The 17893-nt window shown below is 65.6% G+C and carries 18 protein-coding genes; 14 read left to right on the forward strand and 4 right to left on the reverse strand.

Annotation, left to right across the window (positions count from 1 at the left end; all coding sequences use genetic code 11):
* Positions 1-6 precede the first annotated feature (6 nt).
* From J4G43_RS09285 to J4G43_RS09295, 3 genes are read left to right on the forward strand one after another with little or no spacing between them, the layout of a single operon-like run.
* Positions 7-663: an aspartate/glutamate racemase family protein gene (locus J4G43_RS09285; protein ID WP_208084597.1), complete on the forward strand. Its 657-nt coding sequence runs from the start codon at positions 7-9 to the stop codon at positions 661-663.
* Between the two features lie 22 nt (positions 664-685).
* The gene (locus J4G43_RS09290) at positions 686-2269 is read left to right on the forward strand and encodes an ABC transporter substrate-binding protein (protein WP_208084598.1); all 1584 of its coding nucleotides are present in this window, start codon (positions 686-688) and stop codon (positions 2267-2269) included.
* Positions 2266-3639 (forward strand): amidohydrolase family protein, encoded by a 1374-nt coding sequence (locus J4G43_RS09295; RefSeq protein WP_208084599.1) that lies wholly within the window; start codon positions 2266-2268, stop codon positions 3637-3639. The genes J4G43_RS09290 and J4G43_RS09295 overlap by 4 nt, the downstream gene beginning before the upstream one ends.
* On the opposite strand, the gene J4G43_RS09300 is transcribed toward J4G43_RS09295, so the two are convergent.
* Complete coding sequence (locus J4G43_RS09300) at positions 3629-4546, reverse strand: LysR substrate-binding domain-containing protein (RefSeq protein WP_208084600.1); 918 nt, start codon at positions 4544-4546, stop codon at positions 3629-3631. The genes J4G43_RS09295 and J4G43_RS09300 overlap by 11 nt on opposite strands.
* A gap of 273 nt (positions 4547-4819) precedes the next feature.
* Here J4G43_RS09300 and J4G43_RS09305 point away from each other — a divergent pair, with 273 nt between their 5' ends.
* The 10 genes from J4G43_RS09305 to J4G43_RS09350 all read left to right on the forward strand — a co-directional run bounded on the left by J4G43_RS09305 (position 4820) and on the right by J4G43_RS09350 (position 13819).
* Positions 4820-5857: an ABC transporter substrate-binding protein gene (locus J4G43_RS09305; protein WP_208084601.1), complete on the forward strand. Its 1038-nt coding sequence runs from the start codon at positions 4820-4822 to the stop codon at positions 5855-5857.
* A 27-nt stretch (positions 5858-5884) separates the two neighbouring features.
* A complete protein-coding gene (locus J4G43_RS09310) occupies positions 5885-6925 on the forward strand; it encodes an ABC transporter ATP-binding protein (RefSeq protein ID WP_208084602.1) in 1041 nt (346 codons plus the stop codon).
* Complete coding sequence (locus J4G43_RS09315) at positions 6922-7797, forward strand: ABC transporter permease (protein ID WP_208084603.1); 876 nt, start codon at positions 6922-6924, stop codon at positions 7795-7797. The genes J4G43_RS09310 and J4G43_RS09315 overlap by 4 nt, the downstream gene beginning before the upstream one ends.
* Positions 7794-8600 carry an ABC transporter permease gene (locus tag J4G43_RS09320; protein WP_208084604.1) on the forward strand — a complete coding sequence of 269 codons (807 nt, stop codon included), beginning with the start codon at positions 7794-7796 and terminating at the stop codon, positions 8598-8600. Before J4G43_RS09315 ends, J4G43_RS09320 begins: the two co-directional genes overlap by 4 nt.
* Positions 8601-8608: 8 nt before the next feature.
* Positions 8609-9745, forward strand: a complete 1137-nt coding sequence (locus J4G43_RS09325; RefSeq protein ID WP_208084605.1) for an NAD(P)/FAD-dependent oxidoreductase — start codon at positions 8609-8611, stop codon at positions 9743-9745.
* Between the two features lie 29 nt (positions 9746-9774).
* On the forward strand, positions 9775-10071 hold the full coding sequence (locus tag J4G43_RS09330; protein WP_208084606.1) for a (2Fe-2S)-binding protein: 297 nt from the start codon (positions 9775-9777) through the stop codon (positions 10069-10071).
* The gene (locus J4G43_RS09335; protein WP_208084607.1) at positions 10068-11486 is read left to right on the forward strand and encodes an FAD/NAD(P)-dependent oxidoreductase; all 1419 of its coding nucleotides are present in this window, start codon (positions 10068-10070) and stop codon (positions 11484-11486) included. The genes J4G43_RS09330 and J4G43_RS09335 overlap by 4 nt, the downstream gene beginning before the upstream one ends.
* Complete coding sequence (locus tag J4G43_RS09340) at positions 11483-12604, forward strand: NAD(P)/FAD-dependent oxidoreductase (RefSeq protein WP_208084608.1); 1122 nt, start codon at positions 11483-11485, stop codon at positions 12602-12604. Before J4G43_RS09335 ends, J4G43_RS09340 begins: the two co-directional genes overlap by 4 nt.
* Before the next feature lie 12 nt (positions 12605-12616).
* Positions 12617-12964, forward strand: coding sequence for a RidA family protein (locus tag J4G43_RS09345; protein ID WP_028151454.1), 348 nt, complete (start codon positions 12617-12619; stop codon positions 12962-12964).
* Positions 12965-13099: 135 nt separating this feature from the next.
* Positions 13100-13819, forward strand: coding sequence for a hypothetical protein (locus J4G43_RS09350; RefSeq protein ID WP_208084609.1), 720 nt, complete (start codon positions 13100-13102; stop codon positions 13817-13819).
* On the opposite strand, the gene J4G43_RS09355 is transcribed toward J4G43_RS09350, so the two are convergent.
* Together J4G43_RS09355 and J4G43_RS09360 are read right to left on the reverse strand one after the other, a co-directional pair.
* Positions 13809-14654: a tetratricopeptide repeat protein gene (locus J4G43_RS09355; protein WP_208084610.1), complete on the reverse strand. Its 846-nt coding sequence runs from the start codon at positions 14652-14654 to the stop codon at positions 13809-13811. The genes J4G43_RS09350 and J4G43_RS09355 overlap by 11 nt on opposite strands.
* 39 nt (positions 14655-14693) lie before the next feature.
* Positions 14694-14861, reverse strand: a complete 168-nt coding sequence (locus J4G43_RS09360) for a hypothetical protein (RefSeq protein WP_155257924.1) — start codon at positions 14859-14861, stop codon at positions 14694-14696.
* A 23-nt stretch (positions 14862-14884) separates the two neighbouring features.
* On the opposite strand from J4G43_RS09360, the gene J4G43_RS09365 reads away from it, so the two are divergent.
* On the forward strand, positions 14885-16480 hold the full coding sequence (locus tag J4G43_RS09365) for an ABC-F family ATP-binding cassette domain-containing protein (protein ID WP_208084611.1): 1596 nt from the start codon (positions 14885-14887) through the stop codon (positions 16478-16480).
* A 54-nt stretch (positions 16481-16534) separates the two neighbouring features.
* Here the strand turns inward: J4G43_RS09365 and J4G43_RS09370 are convergent, their stop codons facing one another.
* Positions 16535-17869 carry a dicarboxylate/amino acid:cation symporter gene (locus J4G43_RS09370; RefSeq protein ID WP_208084612.1) on the reverse strand — a complete coding sequence of 445 codons (1335 nt, stop codon included), beginning with the start codon at positions 17867-17869 and terminating at the stop codon, positions 16535-16537.
* Positions 17870-17893 lie beyond the last annotated feature (24 nt).

The following is a 17893-nucleotide window of genomic DNA, read 5'->3' on the forward strand; positions in this document are numbered from 1 at the left end:
AGCACCATGACCCGTCGCCGCATCCTCGTCATCAACCCCAACTCCTCGGCGTCGGTGACGGCGGCGATCGACGAGGCGGTCGCGCCGCTGCGCATTGCCGGCGGGCCTGACATCGAGGTGGTTGGCCTCGCCGAGGGGCCGCCGGGCATCAGCTCGCAGCGCGATGCCGACAGCGTGGTCATGCCGCTGGTCAACCGCGTCACGCGCGACGATGCGGATGCCTTCGTGCTGGCCTGCTTCAGCGATCCCGGCCTGCATGCGGTGCGCGAGGCGGCCGGCGGCCGTCCGGTGCTTGGTATCGCCGAATGCGGCATCTTTCGCGCGCTGATGCTGGGCGAGCGCTTTGGCATCATCGCGCTGTCGCCGTCGAGCATCCGCCGCCAGCAGCGCCTGGCGCGGGTGATGGGCGTCGACAGCCGTTACGCCGGAAGCTGGTCGGTCGGCGCCAGTGCCGCGGAGACGGCGGGCGCCGACATCCGCGGCCGCTTGATCGACGCCGGCCGCGCGCTGGTCACCCAATGCCGCGCCGATGTCGTGGTGATGGGCTGCGCTGGCATGGCGTCGCACCGCGCGGCGATCGCGGAAGCGATTGGTGTGCCCGTGATCGAGCCGGCGCAGCAGGCGGTGGCCGCTGCGATCGGCGCGGTCTTGTTGAACACGTAAGATCCGTCAGGAGCCTCTCGTAATGCCTATCTCCCGCCGCTCGCTCCTCAAGGCCGCTGCAACAGTGCCGGCGTTTTCGCTGCCGGGCATCGTCCGCGCCGAATCCCAGAGCACCTTGCGCTTCATTCCCGTCATCGACCTCGCCTTCGTCGACCCCATCTATTCGACAGCGCAGGTGTCGCGAAACCACGGCTTCATGGTCTACGACACGCTCTATGGCATGAGCTCCTCGCTGCAGGTCTCGCCGCAGATGCTGTCGGGCCACGCCATCTCCGCTGACTTGCTGCAATGGGACCTCAGCTTGCGCGACGGTCTGTTCTGGCACGATGGCGAACGTGTGCTGGCGCGCGACTGCGTCGCCAGCATCCGCCGCTGGGCCGCGCGTGATGGCTTTGGTGGCGAGCTGCTGGAGGCGACCGCCGAGCTCTCGGCCGCCGACGACCGCATCATTCGTTTCCGCCTCAAGCGCCCGTTCCCGCTGCTGCCGCAGGCGCTCGGCAAGGCCGCGATCAATCCCTGCTTCATGATGCCGGAGCGGCTGGCGAGCCAGGACCCGTTCAAGCCGCTGACCGAAGTTATTGGCAGCGGCCCGTTTCGCTATCTCGCCGACGAGCGCGTGCAGGGCGCCCGCAACGCCTATGCCAAATTCGACCGCTACCAGCCGCGCACCGACGGCAAGCCGGATTGGACCGCGGGACCGAAGATCGTGCATTACGACCGCGTGGTCTGGACCACCACGCCCGATGCCGGCACCGGCGTCGCCGCGCTCCAGACCGGCGAGCAGGACTGGCAGGAGACCACGCCGCACGATCTGCTGCCGATCATCAAGGCGGCCGGCGATATCGAGACGCGCATCCTTGACCCCAGAGGCTACGCCTGCATGCTGCGCCTCAATCATCTTCAGCCGCCGTTCGACAATCCCGCCATTCGCCGCGCGCTACTGGGCGCGATTGATCAGTCCGCGTTCATGACGGCAGTGGCCGGCACCGATCCGGCCTTCCAGGTCTCGCCGATCGGCTATTTCGCGCCGGATACCCCGATGGCGAGTGACGTCGGCCTCGATGTGTTCCGTGGGCCGCGCGACTACGCCAAGGTCAAGGCCGAGCTGAAGGCCGCGGGCTACAATGGCGAGAAGATCGTGGTGCTGGTCCCGACCAATTCGCTGGCGCAGAAGCCGCTCGGCGAGATCGCGGTCGACTCGCTGCGCAAGGCCGGCATGAACGTCGAATATGCCGGGCTCGATTTCGCCGTCGTCCTGCAGCGCCAGCTCAAGAAGGACCCGATCGGGCAGGGCGGCTGGAGCGCCGCGGTCGGCAACTGGCAGGGCATCGACTGGCTCAATCCAGCTGGCAACACCAACATCCGCGGCGAGGGCAAGGTCGCCGGCTGGTATGCGAGCGAGAAGATGGGGCCCTTGCGCAGCCAGTGGCTGGCCGCCTCCGAGCTTGCCGAGCAGCAGCGCATCTGCCGCGAAATCCAGACGGTCGCGTTCGACGAAATCCCCTATATTCCGATCGGCCTGTACAAGCAGCCGACCGCCTATCGCAAAGCCATCACCGGCATTCTCGACGGCACCGCTGTCTTCTGGAACGTACGCCCCGCATGAGCACCACAGCAATCTTCGGCAGCTATGTGCTGTCACGGAAAGACGGCGTGCAGGATGTGCTGCGCGACCATTGGGTCTTGGTCGAAGGCAAGAAGATTGCCGCAATCACGCGCAGCAAGCCGAGTGCGGATCAAACTTACGATCGCCCCGGCCGCTTCGTGCTGCCCGGTCTCTTGAACCTGCACAATCACTGCTTCTCCGAAGCGGTGGCGCGCAGCCACACCGAGGATGGCAACGGCCGCAAGAACAACCAGAGCATCGTCTATACGGTGCTCTTGCCGCTGACCAAGCGCGGCGCCGATATCCTGTCGGCGGAAGAGCGCCTCGCGGTCGCCCGGCTCGGCATCCTCCAGCTCCTCAAGGGCGGCGCCACCACCGTGATGGAGCCGTTCCGCAATTCGATTCCGGAGATGTTCGATGCCGCCGAAGAGATGGGCATCCGCTTCTACGGCGCGCCCTATCTGTTCTCGACGTCCGACGCCAAGGCGGGCCCTGATGGCGTCGTGCGCTATTCCGGCGACGACGGCACCGCCGACATGGCAACGTGGGACGCGCTCTATCAGCGCTGGAACAATCGCGGCGACGGCCGCATCAGCCTCGCGATGAGCCCGCACGCAACGGACACCTGTGGCCCCGATCTGCTGAAAGCCTGCGCCACGCGGGCGCGCGAGCTTGGCGTGCCCATCACGACGCACATGGCGCAGAGCCGTGCCGAGGTCGAGACCATCGGCAAGCGCTATGGCGGCCGCACGCCGGCGCAATATCTGGACTGGCTCGGCCTGCTGGCGCCGGACCTGATGGCGGCGCACTGCATGTTCAGCACCGACGACGATCTCAGGCTGATGGCCGCGCGCGGCATGACCGTGCTCAACTGCCCGCGCGTATTCGCGCGCGCCGGCGTCACCGCGGCGTTCAGCCGTTTTGCCGAGCATGGCGTGTGCACCGTGGTCGGCACCGACGGCTACAACATGGACCTGCTTGGCGAGCTCAATGCGGCCTCGCTGATCTCCAAGGTCACGTCACAGCGCGCCGATGTCGCCAATTCGCCGGAACTGATCGAGGCCAACACGGCCGTGGCTGCCGACGTCATCAAGCGGCCCGATCTCGGCCGGATCGAGCCGGGCGCGACGGCCGATCTCACCGTCGTCGATCTCACCCATCCGCATCTTCAGCCGCTGTTCGATCCGCGCCGCGCGCTGATCGCGCTCGCCAACCGCGCCAACATCGATCAGGTCATGGTCGACGGCCGCATGCTGGTCGATGAGGGATGCTATCTCGGCGCTGACGAAGCGGCGATCACGGCGGCGGGCAGTGCGGCGATCGGCAAGATCTGGGACCTGCCGGAGGCGCAGGTCGCGTTCAACGGCTGAGCGCTGCGTCGTCCTCGAATTCAACCAGCGCTTTGCGCATGGTCTCGACGAGATCCAGCGCCACCGGCGAGGGGCTGCGCTGCGCCGGAAAAACGGCGGAGAATTCGAAGTCGATGCGCGGCAGGAAGCGGCGCACGACGACGCCACGGGTGGAGAATTCCTGCGCGGTGAAGGGATCGCAGATCGCGACGCCTAATCCCGACGACACCATGCCGCACATGATCTCCGACAGCGTGGTCTCGACCCTGAGCACGCGGCGGACGTCGTGGCGATGGAACACCTGGTCGACGAGGTGACGGCTCGACGACCCCGCCGACAGCGAGATGAACGTCTCGCCCTCGAAATCGCGCGGCTCCAGAACTTCCTTCTCCGCGAGGCGATGGCCGGTCGGCAGCACCGCGACGCGCGCCAGCGCGGGTAGCCGCTGGCTCGGCAGGCCGGAATGGGCGATCGGCACCTCGGCAAAGCCGATGTCGCATTGATTGTTGAGCACCCAATCGACCACGATCGGCGAGATCACGCCGAAGAAGGCGAGGTTGAGGTTGGGCCGCTCTTTCAGGAAATGTCCGGCGAGCCGCGGCAGATAGCCGTTCGACAGCGCTGGCAGCGCGGCGATTCGTAGCGAGCCGGTGCGGCGGCCACGGATTTCCTCGGCGGCGGCGGTGATGCGTTCGAGGCCGACGAAGGAGCGCTCCACCTCGGTATAGAGCGCCATCGCCGCGGCGGTCGGCACCAGCCCGGTACCGCGCCGCTCGAACAGCTCCATTTTCAGCAGCGCCTGGAGGTCGCGCAGCAACCGGCTCACGGCCGGCTGCGTCACGGTCATCAGCGCCGCCGCCTCAGTCACGGTGCCGGTCAGCATTGTCGCGCGGAAGGCCTCCACCTGCCGCGAATTGATCCGCGCCATCCCAATTTCCATCCATAATATTTAGGCATGCAGAGGGTGCCATTATTCATTGGACGATGGAAGCCAGGGTTTGCGATCTTTTTCATCAGGACTGGAGACAGCCCGCTTTTTCGGCAGATTGGAGGGGTTCAAACCTCCGAATCGCGCCAAAACCTGGCGAACAGGGGCCGGAGCCCTGTCCGGAGAGGGTTGGCGCGGAAGGAAATGCGGAAGGCGCCTCAGTCAGAGATTTTTCGGCACGTCACCTCATCCCGGTATTGGAGATCGGTCCATATGAAGACTCTCAGCCTTCTGACCGCGGTCAGCATCGCAGCGCTCATTGCTGTCCCGTCGGCCGCCTCGGCCCAGCAGAAAACGCTCTATGTCGCCGGTTACGGCGGCTCGTTCGAGAAGACCATCCGCGACGAGGTGATCCCGGCCTTCGAGAAGGAGAACGGGGTCAAGGTCGAATACGTCGCCGGCAACTCCACCGACACGCTGGCCAAGCTCCAGGCGCAGAAGGGCAATCAGCAGATCGACGTCGCCATCGTCGACGACGGCCCGATGTACCAGGCGATCCAGCTCGGTTTCTGCGGCAAGCTCGAAGGCTTGCCGGCCGCCGATCTCTATGACACCGCGCGCTTCAAGGACGATCGCGCCGTTGCGATCGGCATCGTCGCGACCGGCCTGATGTACAACACCAAGGTGTTCGCCGAGAAAGGCTGGGCGCCGCCGACCTCCTGGAACGATCTGAAGGACACGAAATACGCAAAACAGCTCGTGATCCCGCCGATCAACAACACCTACGGCCTCGAAGCGCTGGTGATGCTGTCGAAGATGAACGGCGGCAGCGAGACCAACGTCGATTCCGGCTTCAAGATCTTCAAGGAGCAGATCAATCCGAACGTGCTTGCCTATGAGCCGTCGCCGGGCAAGATGACCGAGCTGTTCCAGTCCGGCCAGGCCGTGATCGCGGTGTGGGGCACGGGCCGCGTGCAGAGCTTCGCCAACACCGGCTTCCCCGTCGACTTCGTCTATCCGAAGGAAGGCGCGGCGACGCTGCTGACGACGGCGTGTCCGATCACCAAGCCGAATGCCTCGCCGCTCGCCTCCAACTTCGTCAAGATGCTGCTCGATCCAAAAATCCAGCTCGTGATGCTGAAGGACTACGGATACGGCCCGGTGCTGAAATCACTGGTGGTACCGCCGGAGCTCGGCAAGATGGCGCCGATCGGCGAGCGCGCGGCAAAGCTCTATAATCCGGACTGGACTGTGATCAACGAGAAGCGCGAGGAGTGGACCAAGCGCTGGAATCGCGAGGTCGAGCGTTGATCTGATCGTTCGTAGCGGAGACAGCGCATGGCCTATCTCGAGCTCGATCGGGTCGCAAAACAGTTCGGCGCGCAGACTGTGGTCGATGACTTCAGCCTGTCGGTGGGGAAGGGGGAGTTCATCTCCTTCCTCGGCCCGTCCGGCTGCGGCAAAACCACGACCCTGCAGATGATCGCGGGCTTCCTCGATCCCACACGCGGCGCGATCCGCCTGGAGGGCAAGGACCTGACCGCGATCCATCCCGCGAAGCGCGGGCTCGGCATCGTGTTCCAGAGCTACGCGCTGTTTCCGCATATGACGGCGGCGGAGAACGTCGCGTTCGGCCTCGAGATGCGCAACGTGCCGCGCGCCGAAAGAGCCGAGCGCGTCCGCGCCGCGCTCGCGATGGTCGGGCTTGCCGGTTTTGAGGACCGCCATCCGCGCCGCATGTCCGGCGGTCAGCAGCAGCGCGTGGCCCTGGCGCGCGCGTTGGTGATCAAGCCGAGCGTGCTCTTGCTCGACGAGCCGCTGTCCAATCTCGACGCCAAACTGCGCGAGGAGATGCAGATCGAGCTGCGCCAGATCCAGCGCACCATCGGCACCACGACGATCCTGGTCACCCACGATCAGAACGAGGCGATGTCGCTGTCCGACCGCATCGTGGTGATGAGCCAGGGCCGCATCGAGCAGATCGGCTCGCCGCAGGAGACCTATGAGAAGCCAGCCTCGGCCTTCGTCTCGCAGTTCCTCGGCAAGACCAACGATTTTGCGGCGACGATTGATCGGACCGCGACTCCGGTGCGGCTGGTGGCTGGCTCCTGGAACGCGCCGGCGCCGGCCGGGCTCAGTGGCCCTGTCACTGTCAGCATTCGCCCTGAACGGATCGGCTTTGGCGATACCGGGCTCAGCGCAAAGATCGTCACGCGTATCTTCCAGGGCAATCACTGGCTGTTCCAGTGCGACAGCGAATGCGGGCCCGCGATTGTGATCCGCCAGAATGATGGCGAGAGGCAGCCGGCCGAGGGCGAGGCCGTTCACCTCGCCTGGCGTCCCGAAGACATGAGCGTGCGCGGCGGAGCCTCCGCATGAGCGCGGCCGCCGAAGAGCGCAACGCGCGTGCGCCATGGGCGCTGACCGCGCCCGCCTTGATGCTGTTCGTCGGCGTGCTGCTGATTCCGCTGGCGATGACGGTGATGCTGTCGTTCCACGACTGGGGTCAGTACAAGGGCATCGAGCTGGTCTTCATCCTGAAGAACTGGCACGAGATCGCGACCGATCCCTATTATGCCGAAATGTTCTGGCGGACGTTTCGCATCGCGATCCTGACAACGCTGCTCACCGCGTTGCTCGGCGCACCCGAAGCCTACATCCTCAACCGCATGAGTGGCCGCTGGAAGAGCTTTTTCCTGCTGATCATCCTCGGGCCGCTCTTGATCTCCGTGGTGGCGCGGACGCTCGGCTGGGCGCTGCTGTTCGGCGGCAACAACGGCCTCGTCAACAAGCTGCTGATGTCGCTCGGAGTGATCCGCTCGCCCATTCCCTTCATGTTCACCGAGACAGGGATGGTGGTTGCGCTCGCCCATGTGATGATGCCCTTCATGGTGCTGTCGGTGTGGGCCGCGCTCCAGCGGCTCAACCCGCAGATCGAGAACGCCGCGATGTCGCTCGGCGCGGGACCCGTGACCATCATCCGCCGCATCATCATGCCGCAGATCATGCCGGGCGTGCTGTCGGGGGCGATCATCGTGTTTTCGCTCTCGGCCAGTGCCTTCGCGACGCCCGCGATCATCGGCGGCCGCCGGCTCAAGGTCGCGGCGACGCTGGCCTATGACGAATTCCTCAACACGCTGAACTGGCCGCTCGGTGCAGCGGTCGCAACGCTGCTGCTGGTCGCGCTGGTGCTGATCGTCGTCGGCAGCAACGCGCTGATCGAGCGCCGCTACGCGGAGGTGTTCCGATGAGCCGGAACGGCCCGCTCGCGCTGATCTTCCACACGATCTTCGTCATCGTCATGGTCGCGCCGATCCTCGTGGTATGCCTCGTTGCCTTCACGCCCGAGGGCTTCCTGTCGCTGCCGACCAACGGCTTTTCGCTGCGCTGGTTCAGGGCGATCGCCAACTATCCCGAGTTCATCCATGCCTTCTGGGTGAGCCTGGGGCTCGGTGCGCTCTCATCCTTCGTGGCGCTGCTGTTCGCGGTGCCGGCGGCGCTGGCGATCGCGCGTTATCGCTTCCGCGGCCGCGATGCGCTCGCGGCGCTGTTCCTGTCGCCGCTGATGATCCCGCATGTCGTGCTCGGCATCGCCTTCCTGCGCTTCTTCACCTCGGCCGGCCTCGGCGGCAGCTTTGCCGCGCTGATCATCGCGCATGTCATCATCGTGTTTCCGTTCGCGCTGCGGCTGACGCTGGCGGCGGCGACCGGCATGGACCTCTCGGTCGAGATGGCCGCAGTCTCGCTCGGCGCCAACGGCTGGACGCTGTTTCGCCGCGTGACGCTGCCGCTGATCCTGCCCGGCGTCATCAGCGGCTGGGCGCTCGCCTTCATCCAGTCCTTCGATGATCTCACCATGACCGTCTTCCTCGCGGCACCCGGCACCGAGACGTTGCCGGTGCGCATGTTCCTTTACATCCAGGACAACATCGATCCGCTGGTGACGTCGGTCTCGGCCTGCGTGATCGCTGTTACCATGACCGCCCTCATTCTGCTCGACCGCTTCTACGGGCTCGACCGTGTGCTCGGCGGCAAGGGCGATACGGGACGATAGGAGAACCCATGTCCAGGGATTATGACGTCGCTGTGGTCGGCGGCGGATTGCTCGGCTCCGCTATCGCCTGGGGCCTCGGCCGGCTCGGCAGGAGCGTGGCCGTGCTCGACGAAGGCGACATCACCAAGCGCGCCTCGCGCGCTAACTTTGCGCTGGTCTGGGTGCAGAGCAAAGGTCTGGGCATGCCCGCCTATACGGTCTGGACCGTGCAGGCGTCGCAAGCGTGGGGCCGGCTCGCCTCCGAGCTGAAGCAGCAGACAGGCCTCGATGTCTCACTCCAGCAGAATGGCGGCTTCCATCTCACGCTCGGCGAGGATGAATTTGGCCAGCGCACCGAACTCGTCAAGCGCATGCACAACCAGACCGGTGCTGCCGACTACAAGATGGAGATGCTCTCTGCATCCGAGGTGAAGAAGTCGCTGCCGCTGATCGGGCCAGAAGTCTCCGGCGGCAGCTATTGTCCGCTCGACGGCCACGTCAATTCGCTGCGGACCTTTCGCGCGTTCCACACCGGCTTCAGGGAATTCGGCATCGACTATTTTCCCGAGCGCCCGGTCTCGGCCATCACCAAGAGCGGTGGTGAATTTCGCCTGACCACGCCGAAAGGCGAACTGCGGGCCGCCAAGATCGTGCTCGCGGCCGGCAACGCCAACCAGACGCTCGCGCCCATGGTCGGCCTCTACGCGCCGATGGGCCCGACCCGCGGCCAGATCGTGGTGACCGAGCGCACCATGCCGTTCCTGCCGCACCCGCTGACCACGATCCGCCAGACCGACGAGGGCACGGTGATGATCGGCGACAGCAAGGAGGACGAGCTCGACGATCGCACCCTGAAGCATTCCGTCAGCGCCGTGATGGCCGATCGCGCGCAAAGGATGTTTCCGCATCTGGCGCGGCTCAACGTGGTCAGGAGCTGGGCCGGCATCCGCGTCATGCCGCAGGACGGCTTTCCGATCTACGACCAGTCGGAGACGCATCCCGGTGCCTTCGTGGCCTGTTGCCATTCCGGCGTGACGCTCGCCTCCAACCACGCTTTCGAGATCGCGCGCATGGTTGCAGCTGGCGCGCTCGAGCCGGAGCTGGTCGGCGCGTTCTCGGCCAGCCGTTTCGGCGCCGCCGGTGCCGCGAACAACAGCGGCTACTAGAGATATCTAAAGGAGCCAAGAGGCATCCCATGTTTAGACGATCCGAACAGGAAAGGCGACCGCAGGTGCAAATCTTCGTGGATGGCACGGCCATCGCGGCGCGCCAGGGCGACACCGTCTCCGCCGCGCTGCTGGCCTCCGGCTGTGATGCGCGCCGTTCCACCGCAGTGAGCGGCGCGCCGCGTCTGCCCTATTGCATGATGGGCGTGTGCTTCGACTGCCTCGTCACCATCGACGGCGTCGGTAACCGCCAGGGCTGCCTCGTGCCCGTCGCCGAAGGCATGCAGATCGAGATTCAGAAGGGCAAGCGGGAGATCGGAAAATGACTGTAGCTCCCAAGCGCGAAGCCTATGACGTCGTGGTGATCGGCGCCGGGCCCGCCGGCCTCGCGGCCGCTGCGACGTCCGCCGAAGCCGGCCTGTCGACGCTGCTGCTCGACGAAAACATCGGCCCCGGCGGCCAGGTGTTTCGCGCCATCTCGTCGACGCCGGTGACCGAGCGCAGTCAGCTCGGCGCCGACTATTGGGTCGGTGCCGACCTCGTTCAGTCGCTCCGCGCGAGCCGCGCCGAGGTTATCCATCGCGCCACCGTCTGGAGCCTCGACCGCAATCTCGAGATCGCCGTCTCGATCGGCGGTGCGTCCGCTTTTCTCAAGGCGCAGCGCGTGATCCTTGCGACCGGTGCGCTGGAGCGGCCGTTCCCGATTCCCGGCTGGACCTTGCCGGGCGTGATGACCGCGGGCGCGGCGCAGACGATGCTGAAATCATCGGCCCTGGTGCCTGACGGACGCACGGTGATCGCGGGGCAGGGGCCTCTGCTCTGGCTGCTCGCCGCGCAGATCTTGCGGCTGGGCGGCCGCATCGATCGCATCCTCGACACCACCGAGCGCGGCAACTACTTCGCCGCGTTGCCGCATGCCTTCGCCTTCCTGACCTCGCCCTATTTCACCAAGGGGCTGTCGATGATGCGCGAGGTAAAAGCCAAGGTGCAGGTCGTCTCAGGTGTGACCGAGCTCTCAGCATCCGGTGATGGCCAGCTCGCGAGCGTGAGCTATGTCGCCGGCGGCAAGCGCGAGACCATCCCCGCGGATCTGTTGCTGCTGCATCAGGGCGTCGTGCCCAATGTCAATCTGGCGATGGCCGCCGGTATCGAGCATCGCTGGGATGATCTGCAATTGTGCTGGTCGCCGGTGTTAGACGCGAGCGGCAATTCGTCGGTAGCGGGCATCGCGATCGCTGGTGACGGCGCCGGTATCGGTGGTGCCAATGCGGCTGTGGTCCGTGGCCGCATCGCGGCGCGCGCGGCAGTGGAGGCATTGGCGCCTGCGGTTGCGACAAAGCTTGCGCCGATGGCGACGCTCCGCGCCGATCTCGCCAAGGCCGAGCGCGGCCGCGTCTTTCTCGACACGCTGTTCCGCCCGGCGCCGCAGTTCCGCATTCCCACGGGCGACACCATCGTCTGCCGCTGCGAGGAAGTCACCGCGAAGGACATTCTCGATGCCGTTGCCATCGGCGCGACCGGGCCGAACCAGCTCAAGGCCTATCGCCGCACCGGCATGGGCCCGTGCCAGGGCCGGCTCTGCGGCCTCACGGTCACCGAGTTGATGGCGCAGGCGCGGGGCAAGACGGCACAGGAGATCGGCTATTACCGGCTGCGCGCACCGGTCAAGCCGATCACCCTCGCCGAGCTCGCCGCTGTCCCGAAGAGCGAGGCCGACGTCAAGGCGGTGGTGCGCGGATGACCCAAAACGTGGATGCGATCGTCGTCGGCGGCGGCATCCACGGATGCTCGACCGCGCTGCATCTGTGCCTCGCCGGCATGAAGCCGGTGCTGATCGAGAAAGACTACGCCGGCCGCCATGCATCGGGCGTCAATGCCGGCGGCGTCCGCCAGCTCGCGCGGCACGTGCCGGAAATCCCGCTCTCGATCCGCTCGATGGGGATCTGGGAGAAGATCACCGATCTCCTCGACGACGATTGCAGCTTTGAGAGTTACGGTCAGGTTCTCGTCGCGGAGAACGAGGAGGAGCTCGCGGTCTGCCGCGCGCGTGTCGCCGAGCTGAACGCGCTTGGCTTCACCCATGAAGAGCTGATCGACGCGACTGAATTGCGGCGGCTGGTGCCGGCCGTGGCTGAGACATGTCCGGGCGGCGTGGTGTCGCGCCGCGATGGGGCCGCCAATCCGGCGCAGACAACGACGGCGTTCCGGCGCAAGGCCGAGCAGCTCGGCGCGACCGTGTGCGAGGGCATGGCGGCCAGCAACATCCGTCAGAGCGGCGGCCTCTGGCACGTCGATGTCGGCACTGAAACCTTTGCCGCGCCGGTGCTCGTCAATGCCGCCGGCGCTTGGGCCGGAAACATTGCGGCCGCACTCGGCGAGCCCGTTCCGGTCGAGACCGTGGCGCCGATGCTGATGATCACCTCGCGCGTGCCGCACTTCATCGACCCCGTCGTGATCCTGCGCGGGCGCAAACTGTCCTTCAAGCAATTCTCCAACGGCACCGTGCTGATTGGCGGCGGCCATCTGGCGACGCCCTATCAGGATCGCAACGAGACCGTGCTGGACTGGAAGAGCCTCGCGGTCAGCGCGCGCACCGTGTTCGAGCTGTTCCCGGTGATGCGCAGCGCGACGATCGTCCGCGCCTGGGCCGGCATCGAGGCGAAGATGAAGGACGATATCCCTGTGTTCGGACCGAGCAGCCGTCACAAGGGCCTCTATCACCAGTTCGGCTTCTCGCTGCACGGTTTTCAGCTCGGCCCCGGCGCCGGCGCCGTGATGGCCGAGCTGATCGTCAATGGCGGCACCCAGACCCGAATCGGCGATCTCGGCATCGACCGTTTCCATCCTTCCACGCTCTAAGAAGAGGACATCATGAGCATCACCCGCAGCATCCGCACGCCCATCATGCACCGCGCCGTCGAGGCCAACGGCTTCGTCTTCATCGGCGGCACCATCGCCGACGACACCTCCGTGTCCATGGGCGACCAGACCCGCAACATCCTCGGCAAGATCGCCGGCTATCTGAAGGAAGCCGGTACCGACAAGTCGCGCGTCGTCAGCACCTCGATCTTCGTCACGGATCTTTCCAAGAAGAAGGAGATGGACGCGGTCTGGACCGAGTTCTTCGGCGACAACCTGCCGACGCGTGCCACGGTCGGCGTTGCCGATCTCGGCGGCGGTGCACTGATCGAGGTGGTGGTGACCGCACTCAAGGGCTGATTGCGCTCTTCTCACGGGCCCGTGAAGAGAGCCGTCGATCCGAACATGACGAAGATGTAATGGTCTGGATTAGCTGCGGCGCTTTGACGCGCCGCAGTTTCCGTTTATCAGTAGGGGACTCGGCTGGAATGCCCAATGTCCTCGCAGAATAATAACAACGAGCTCGCGATCAAATTTCGCTGCCCCGGAGAACTCGAAGGCCTGCTGCCGCAGCCGGTGCCGGCGAATCTCGGCGTTCCCGACTGGCTCAAGGCGATGCCGACCACGGCCTTCAGTGCCCTCAATCAGCAGGATGACGAGACGGTCAAGCGCTGCCCGCCGTTCATCGACGCGATGACATGCGGTTTCCTGATCCCGCTAATCTGCGATATCAGGGTCGAGGATGGCGAGATCAGCTGGGACAACGACATCCCGCCCGGCGGTGAGATCGATTTTCCGCGCTCGCCGATCAGCTTTCACGATCAGGGCCAGCTCACCGGCTCGCCGCTGTTCGAGGCCGATCGCTTCGTCATCAAGTTTCACAATCTCTGGACCATCGAGGCGCCGGAAGGCTATTCGCTGTTCTTCACCCATCCGGTCAATCGCTTCGACCTGCCGTTCATCACGCTGAGCGGCCTCGTCGATTGCGATCGCTATCGCGACAGCTGGATCCACTTTCCGGCGCATTGGCACAATACGGGCTTTCGCGGCGTGCTGCCCAAGGGCACACCGATCGCGCAATGCATTCCGGTCAAGCGTGAGGATTGGACGCGGCAGACCTCGGCGTTCACCGAGGATGAAGCGCAGAAGGTCCACGCCCTGCGCGCCGCGCTGAAGCGCGAGCCGGGTCTGTACCGGCGGAAATTCAGGGCGTAGCCCGCTCGGGCCTGGCTCCCAGGAATTTCGCCGCGGCGCTCGGGCGGAAGAAGAAGCGGCCGTGCGACGAGGCGGCGAGTGTGAGGGCGGCGCGGCTGAGCATCTGCGGCCGTCCGCCATACACGGACCGCAGCGCCGCCTCGCCGCCATCGCGTTCGCCCATCTCCATCAGGCAGATCGCGAGATTGGCGCGGGAGAGAGCGTCGTCCGGGCGAAGCCCGAGCGCGTGACGGTAGGTGTCGGCGGCCTCCGCATAGGCGCCGTCGAGAAGCTCGGCCCAGGCAAGTTCGGTCAGGATATCGGTGCGTCCCGGCCCGATCGCGCGCGCCGCGGTCAGCACGGTACGCGCTTTGGCGCGATTGTTATTCCGGACATGCATGCGGCCAAGGTCGAGTTGCAGATCGACGCTGGCCGGGGCGAGCGCGAGGGCTTGCTCGATCATCCCGACCGCCTCGCCAACCTCGCCGGCGTTCGCAAGCTGGCCCGCCAGCTCCTGGAACGCGGGCAGATAGGGCGGACGGCGCGCTGTGGTTCGCCGCAGTTGCGCCAGTCCATCGCTTCTGCGCCGCGCGGCACACAGCACATGGCCGAGCAGCGTCTCGATTTCGGGATCGCTATTGCGCTTCGCGGCTTTCGCCAGCGGCGCAATCGCCTCCTCCGCACGCTCCTGGCCGAGCAGGGCATGGGCGAGGATCAGCACGGCATTCCGGTCGGTGCGATTTGATTTCAGGGCTTCGGTCGCAAGCTGCCTTGCAATGTCGAACTGCTTTGCACGTAGCGCCAGAAAGGCTTGCTGAAGCAGTTGGGCGAGGGGGCTATTCGGCTTGCCGCTCAAGAGATGGCCTCTTGGTTGAGACACGTTGTTTTTTGCCCCTTACCGCATGCCCCATGCAGCGTCCATCAACAGCTTCGTGATGCTTTGCTGATTGGCGCGGACGCGTCGCACGGAATGCGCCTTGATCTCGGCGCCCGGCGGGATTATCAGCGAGACATCAATCAGGAGTTTCGCATCCATGGATTTCACCCCGACCGCAACGCCCATCCGCCTTGCTCACGGGGAATTCCATGCCTGCATCGATCATCCTGTCGAACCTCTCGCTGTCCACGCCTGACGGCCGTCCTCTCCTTTCCGACCTCAACCTGACATTTGGTGCCGAACGGGCTGGTCTCGTCGGCCGCAACGGCGTCGGCAAGACAACGCTGCTTGCTGCGATCACCGGAGAGCACATTCCCCAAGCGGGACGCGTTCTCGTGAGCGGAACCGTGGGAATGCTCCGCCAGGACGTCCAGCTTCCTGCGGGCGCCGCGGTGATCGATCTGTTCGGCGCGCGCGCAGCGCTGGAGCTGCTTCGCCGTGCCGAGCGGGGCGATGCATTCGCCGACGAAGTCACCGACGTCGACTGGACGCTTGAAGCGCGGCTTGCGTCCGCGCTAGCGCGTGTCGGGTTCGATCCTGATACCGACACGGAGCTGGATCGTTTGTCGGGCGGGCAGATCACGCGGATCCGTCTGGCCGCGCTGGTCTTCGCCGAGCCGGACTTCCTGCTGCTCGATGAGCCCACCAACAATCTCGATCGGGATGGACGTAAGTCAGTGGTCGACCTGCTCGCAGGCTGGCGGGGCGGGGCGATCGTCGTCAGTCACGACCGCGACCTGCTCGAGACCACGGATGCCATCGTCGAGATGACATCGCTCGGGGCAAGACGGTACGGCGGCAATTGGAGCAGTTACCGCGAGCAGAAGGCCATCGAGCTCGCTGCCGTCAGGCACGACCTTGCGCATGCCGAGAAGCATCTTGCCGAGATCGACGGCAAGGCGCAGGAGGCGGCGGAACGCAAGGCGCGCAAGGACAGCGGCGGCAGGAAGAAGCGCGCCAAGGGCGACATGCCGCGCATTCTCGCCGGTGCACGCAAGGACCGCAGCGAGGACAGCGGCGGAAAGACCGCGCAGATCGCCGAGCGGCGGCGCGCGGAGGCGATCGAGGCCGTCGACACGGCCCGCCGGCGCGTCGAGATTCGCAAGCCGCTGTCGGTCAAGCTGCCCCCGACCGGCCTGCCGGCGGGCAGGGAGGTGGTATGGCTCGATCGCGTCAACGCCGGCTACCAGCCGGTGCAGCCGGTCCTGCGCGATCTCTCACTCACCCTCGTCGGCCCGGAGCGCGTCGGGGTCGTCGGGCCGAACGGTTCCGGCAAGACAACGTTGCTCAAGCTCGTCACAGGCGAGTTGCGCCCGTTCGCGGGCACCGTGCGGGTCAGGCCGGACTTCGCGCTGTTCGACCAGAAGGTCAGCCTGCTCGATCCCGCGATCTCCATCCTTGACAATTTCGGGCGTCTCAATCCGAAAGCGAGCGCGAACGAGTGCCATGCTGCCCTGGCCCGGTTCGCGTTTCGCGCCGATGCCGCCGCGCAGATCGTGGGGAGCCTGAGTGGCGGACAGCTGTTTCGTGCGGGCCTCGCCTGCGTTCTAGGCGGGGCGGCGCCGCCGTCCCTGCTCATCCTGGACGAGCCGACCAATCATCTCGACATCGAGTCCATCGAAGCCATCGAGGCAGGCTTGAGGGCCTATGACGGCGCACTGCTCGTGGTCAGTCACGACGAGGCGTTCCTGCAGGCGATCGATATCACGCGCAGGGTCGAGCTGGTCGCCAACACTGCTCTCTAAGGCCCGACAACAAGAACCCGACGCCCTGCCCCCAGCGGGGCTGCGTGGCGCGGCCTACGAGGCCGCGCTGCCGCCCGGTTCCAGCGCCTCGCCCATCTCCAGCGGATGAGCCATGGTCTCGTGCAGCGCCTCGCGATCGAGCTCGCCTTCGGAGATGCTGATGACGACGCAGGCGATACCGTTGCCGATCAGGTTGGTCAGCGCGCGGCACTCGCTCATGAACTTGTCGATCCCGACCAGGATCGCGATCGACTGGATCGGGATGTCGGGAACGATCGAGAGCGTCGCGGCAAGCGTGATGAACCCGGCGCCGGTCACGCCCGAGGCGCCCTTCGAGGTGATCATGGCGATGCCGAGAATGCCGAGCTCCTGCCAGATCGTCAGATGGGTGTTGGTCGCCTGCGCCAGGAACAGCGTCGCCAGCGTCATGTAGATGTTGGTGCCGTCGAGGTTGAAGCTGTAGCCGGTCGGAATGACGAGGCCGACCACCGAGCGCGAGGCGCCGAGATGCTCCATCTTCTGGATCATCTGCGGCAGCACCGTTTCCGACGAGGAGGTGCCGAGCACGATCAAGAGTTCGTCCTTGATGTAGGCGATGAAGCGCAGGATCGAGAAGCCGGAGAGCCGCGCGATCGAGCCCAGCACGATCAACACGAACAGGATGCTGGTGAGATAGAACGTGCCGATCAGGGCCGCGAGGTTGAGCAGCGAGCCGAGGCCGTAGGCGCCCACGGTGAACGCCATCGCGCCGAACGCGCCGATCGGCGCCACGCGCACGATGATGCGGATAATGCCGAAGAACATTTTCGCGGCCTTGTCGATCGCCTCCGCGATCGGCTCGCCGGCCTTGCCGAGGAAGGCGATGGCGAAGCCCGACAGGATCGAGATCAGCAGCACCTGAAGCAGGTCGCCGCGCGCGATCGCGCCCACATAGCTGTCGGGAATGATCGCCATCAGATGGGCGACGATGCCCTCTTCCTTGGCCTTGGTGACGTAGGTCGCCACCGATTTCGGATCGATCGTGGCGGGATCGATGTTGAAGCCGTGCCCGGGCTGGAGAATCTCGCCGACCAGCAGGCCGATGGCGAGCGCGACGGTCGAGACCGTCTCGAAATAGGTCAGCGACTTCAGCCCGACCCGGCCGACGCGCTTGAGGTCGCCCATCGAGGAAATGCCGTGCACCACGGTGCAGAAGATGACAGGCGCGATCATCATCTTGATCAGCGCGATGAAGCCGTCGCCGAGCGGCTTCAGCTCCTTGCCGAGATCGGGATAGAAATAGCCGATGAGAACCCCGAGCGCGATCGCGATCAGCACCTGGATGTAGAGGATCTTGTACCAGGGCTGATGCCGGCGATGGATGGCTGGCTGGATCGCGACTTGTGTCATAGTGTGTGCCCCGGAACGCATTGA

Origin of the sequence: Bradyrhizobium barranii subsp. barranii, assembly GCF_017565645.3 — a bacterium.
In the GTDB taxonomy this organism is placed as follows: domain Bacteria; phylum Pseudomonadota; class Alphaproteobacteria; order Rhizobiales; family Xanthobacteraceae; genus Bradyrhizobium; species Bradyrhizobium barranii.

Coding starts and splice junctions, on each gene's coding strand:
- J4G43_RS09365 (WP_208084611.1), top strand. CDS start 14,885: ATGCCTGCATCGATCATCCTGTCGAACCTCTCGCTGTCCACGCCTGAC.
- J4G43_RS09305 (WP_208084601.1), top strand. CDS start 4,820: ATGAAGACTCTCAGCCTTCTGACCGCGGTCAGCATCGCAGCGCTCATT.
- J4G43_RS09290 (WP_208084598.1), top strand. CDS start 686: ATGCCTATCTCCCGCCGCTCGCTCCTCAAGGCCGCTGCAACAGTGCCG.
- J4G43_RS09360 (WP_155257924.1), bottom strand. CDS start 14,861: ATGGGCGTTGCGGTCGGGGTGAAATCCATGGATGCGAAACTCCTGATT.
- J4G43_RS09370 (WP_208084612.1), bottom strand. CDS start 17,869: ATGACACAAGTCGCGATCCAGCCAGCCATCCATCGCCGGCATCAGCCC.
- J4G43_RS09330 (WP_208084606.1), top strand. CDS start 9,775: ATGTTTAGACGATCCGAACAGGAAAGGCGACCGCAGGTGCAAATCTTC.
- J4G43_RS09285 (WP_208084597.1), top strand. CDS start 7: ATGACCCGTCGCCGCATCCTCGTCATCAACCCCAACTCCTCGGCGTCG.
- J4G43_RS09350 (WP_208084609.1), top strand. CDS start 13,100: ATGTCCTCGCAGAATAATAACAACGAGCTCGCGATCAAATTTCGCTGC.
- J4G43_RS09315 (WP_208084603.1), top strand. CDS start 6,922: ATGAGCGCGGCCGCCGAAGAGCGCAACGCGCGTGCGCCATGGGCGCTG.
- J4G43_RS09300 (WP_208084600.1), bottom strand. CDS start 4,546: ATGGCGCGGATCAATTCGCGGCAGGTGGAGGCCTTCCGCGCGACAATG.
- J4G43_RS09335 (WP_208084607.1), top strand. CDS start 10,068: ATGACTGTAGCTCCCAAGCGCGAAGCCTATGACGTCGTGGTGATCGGC.
- J4G43_RS09295 (WP_208084599.1), top strand. CDS start 2,266: ATGAGCACCACAGCAATCTTCGGCAGCTATGTGCTGTCACGGAAAGAC.
- J4G43_RS09320 (WP_208084604.1), top strand. CDS start 7,794: ATGAGCCGGAACGGCCCGCTCGCGCTGATCTTCCACACGATCTTCGTC.
- J4G43_RS09345 (WP_028151454.1), top strand. CDS start 12,617: ATGAGCATCACCCGCAGCATCCGCACGCCCATCATGCACCGCGCCGTC.
- J4G43_RS09340 (WP_208084608.1), top strand. CDS start 11,483: ATGACCCAAAACGTGGATGCGATCGTCGTCGGCGGCGGCATCCACGGA.
- J4G43_RS09325 (WP_208084605.1), top strand. CDS start 8,609: ATGTCCAGGGATTATGACGTCGCTGTGGTCGGCGGCGGATTGCTCGGC.
- J4G43_RS09310 (WP_208084602.1), top strand. CDS start 5,885: ATGGCCTATCTCGAGCTCGATCGGGTCGCAAAACAGTTCGGCGCGCAG.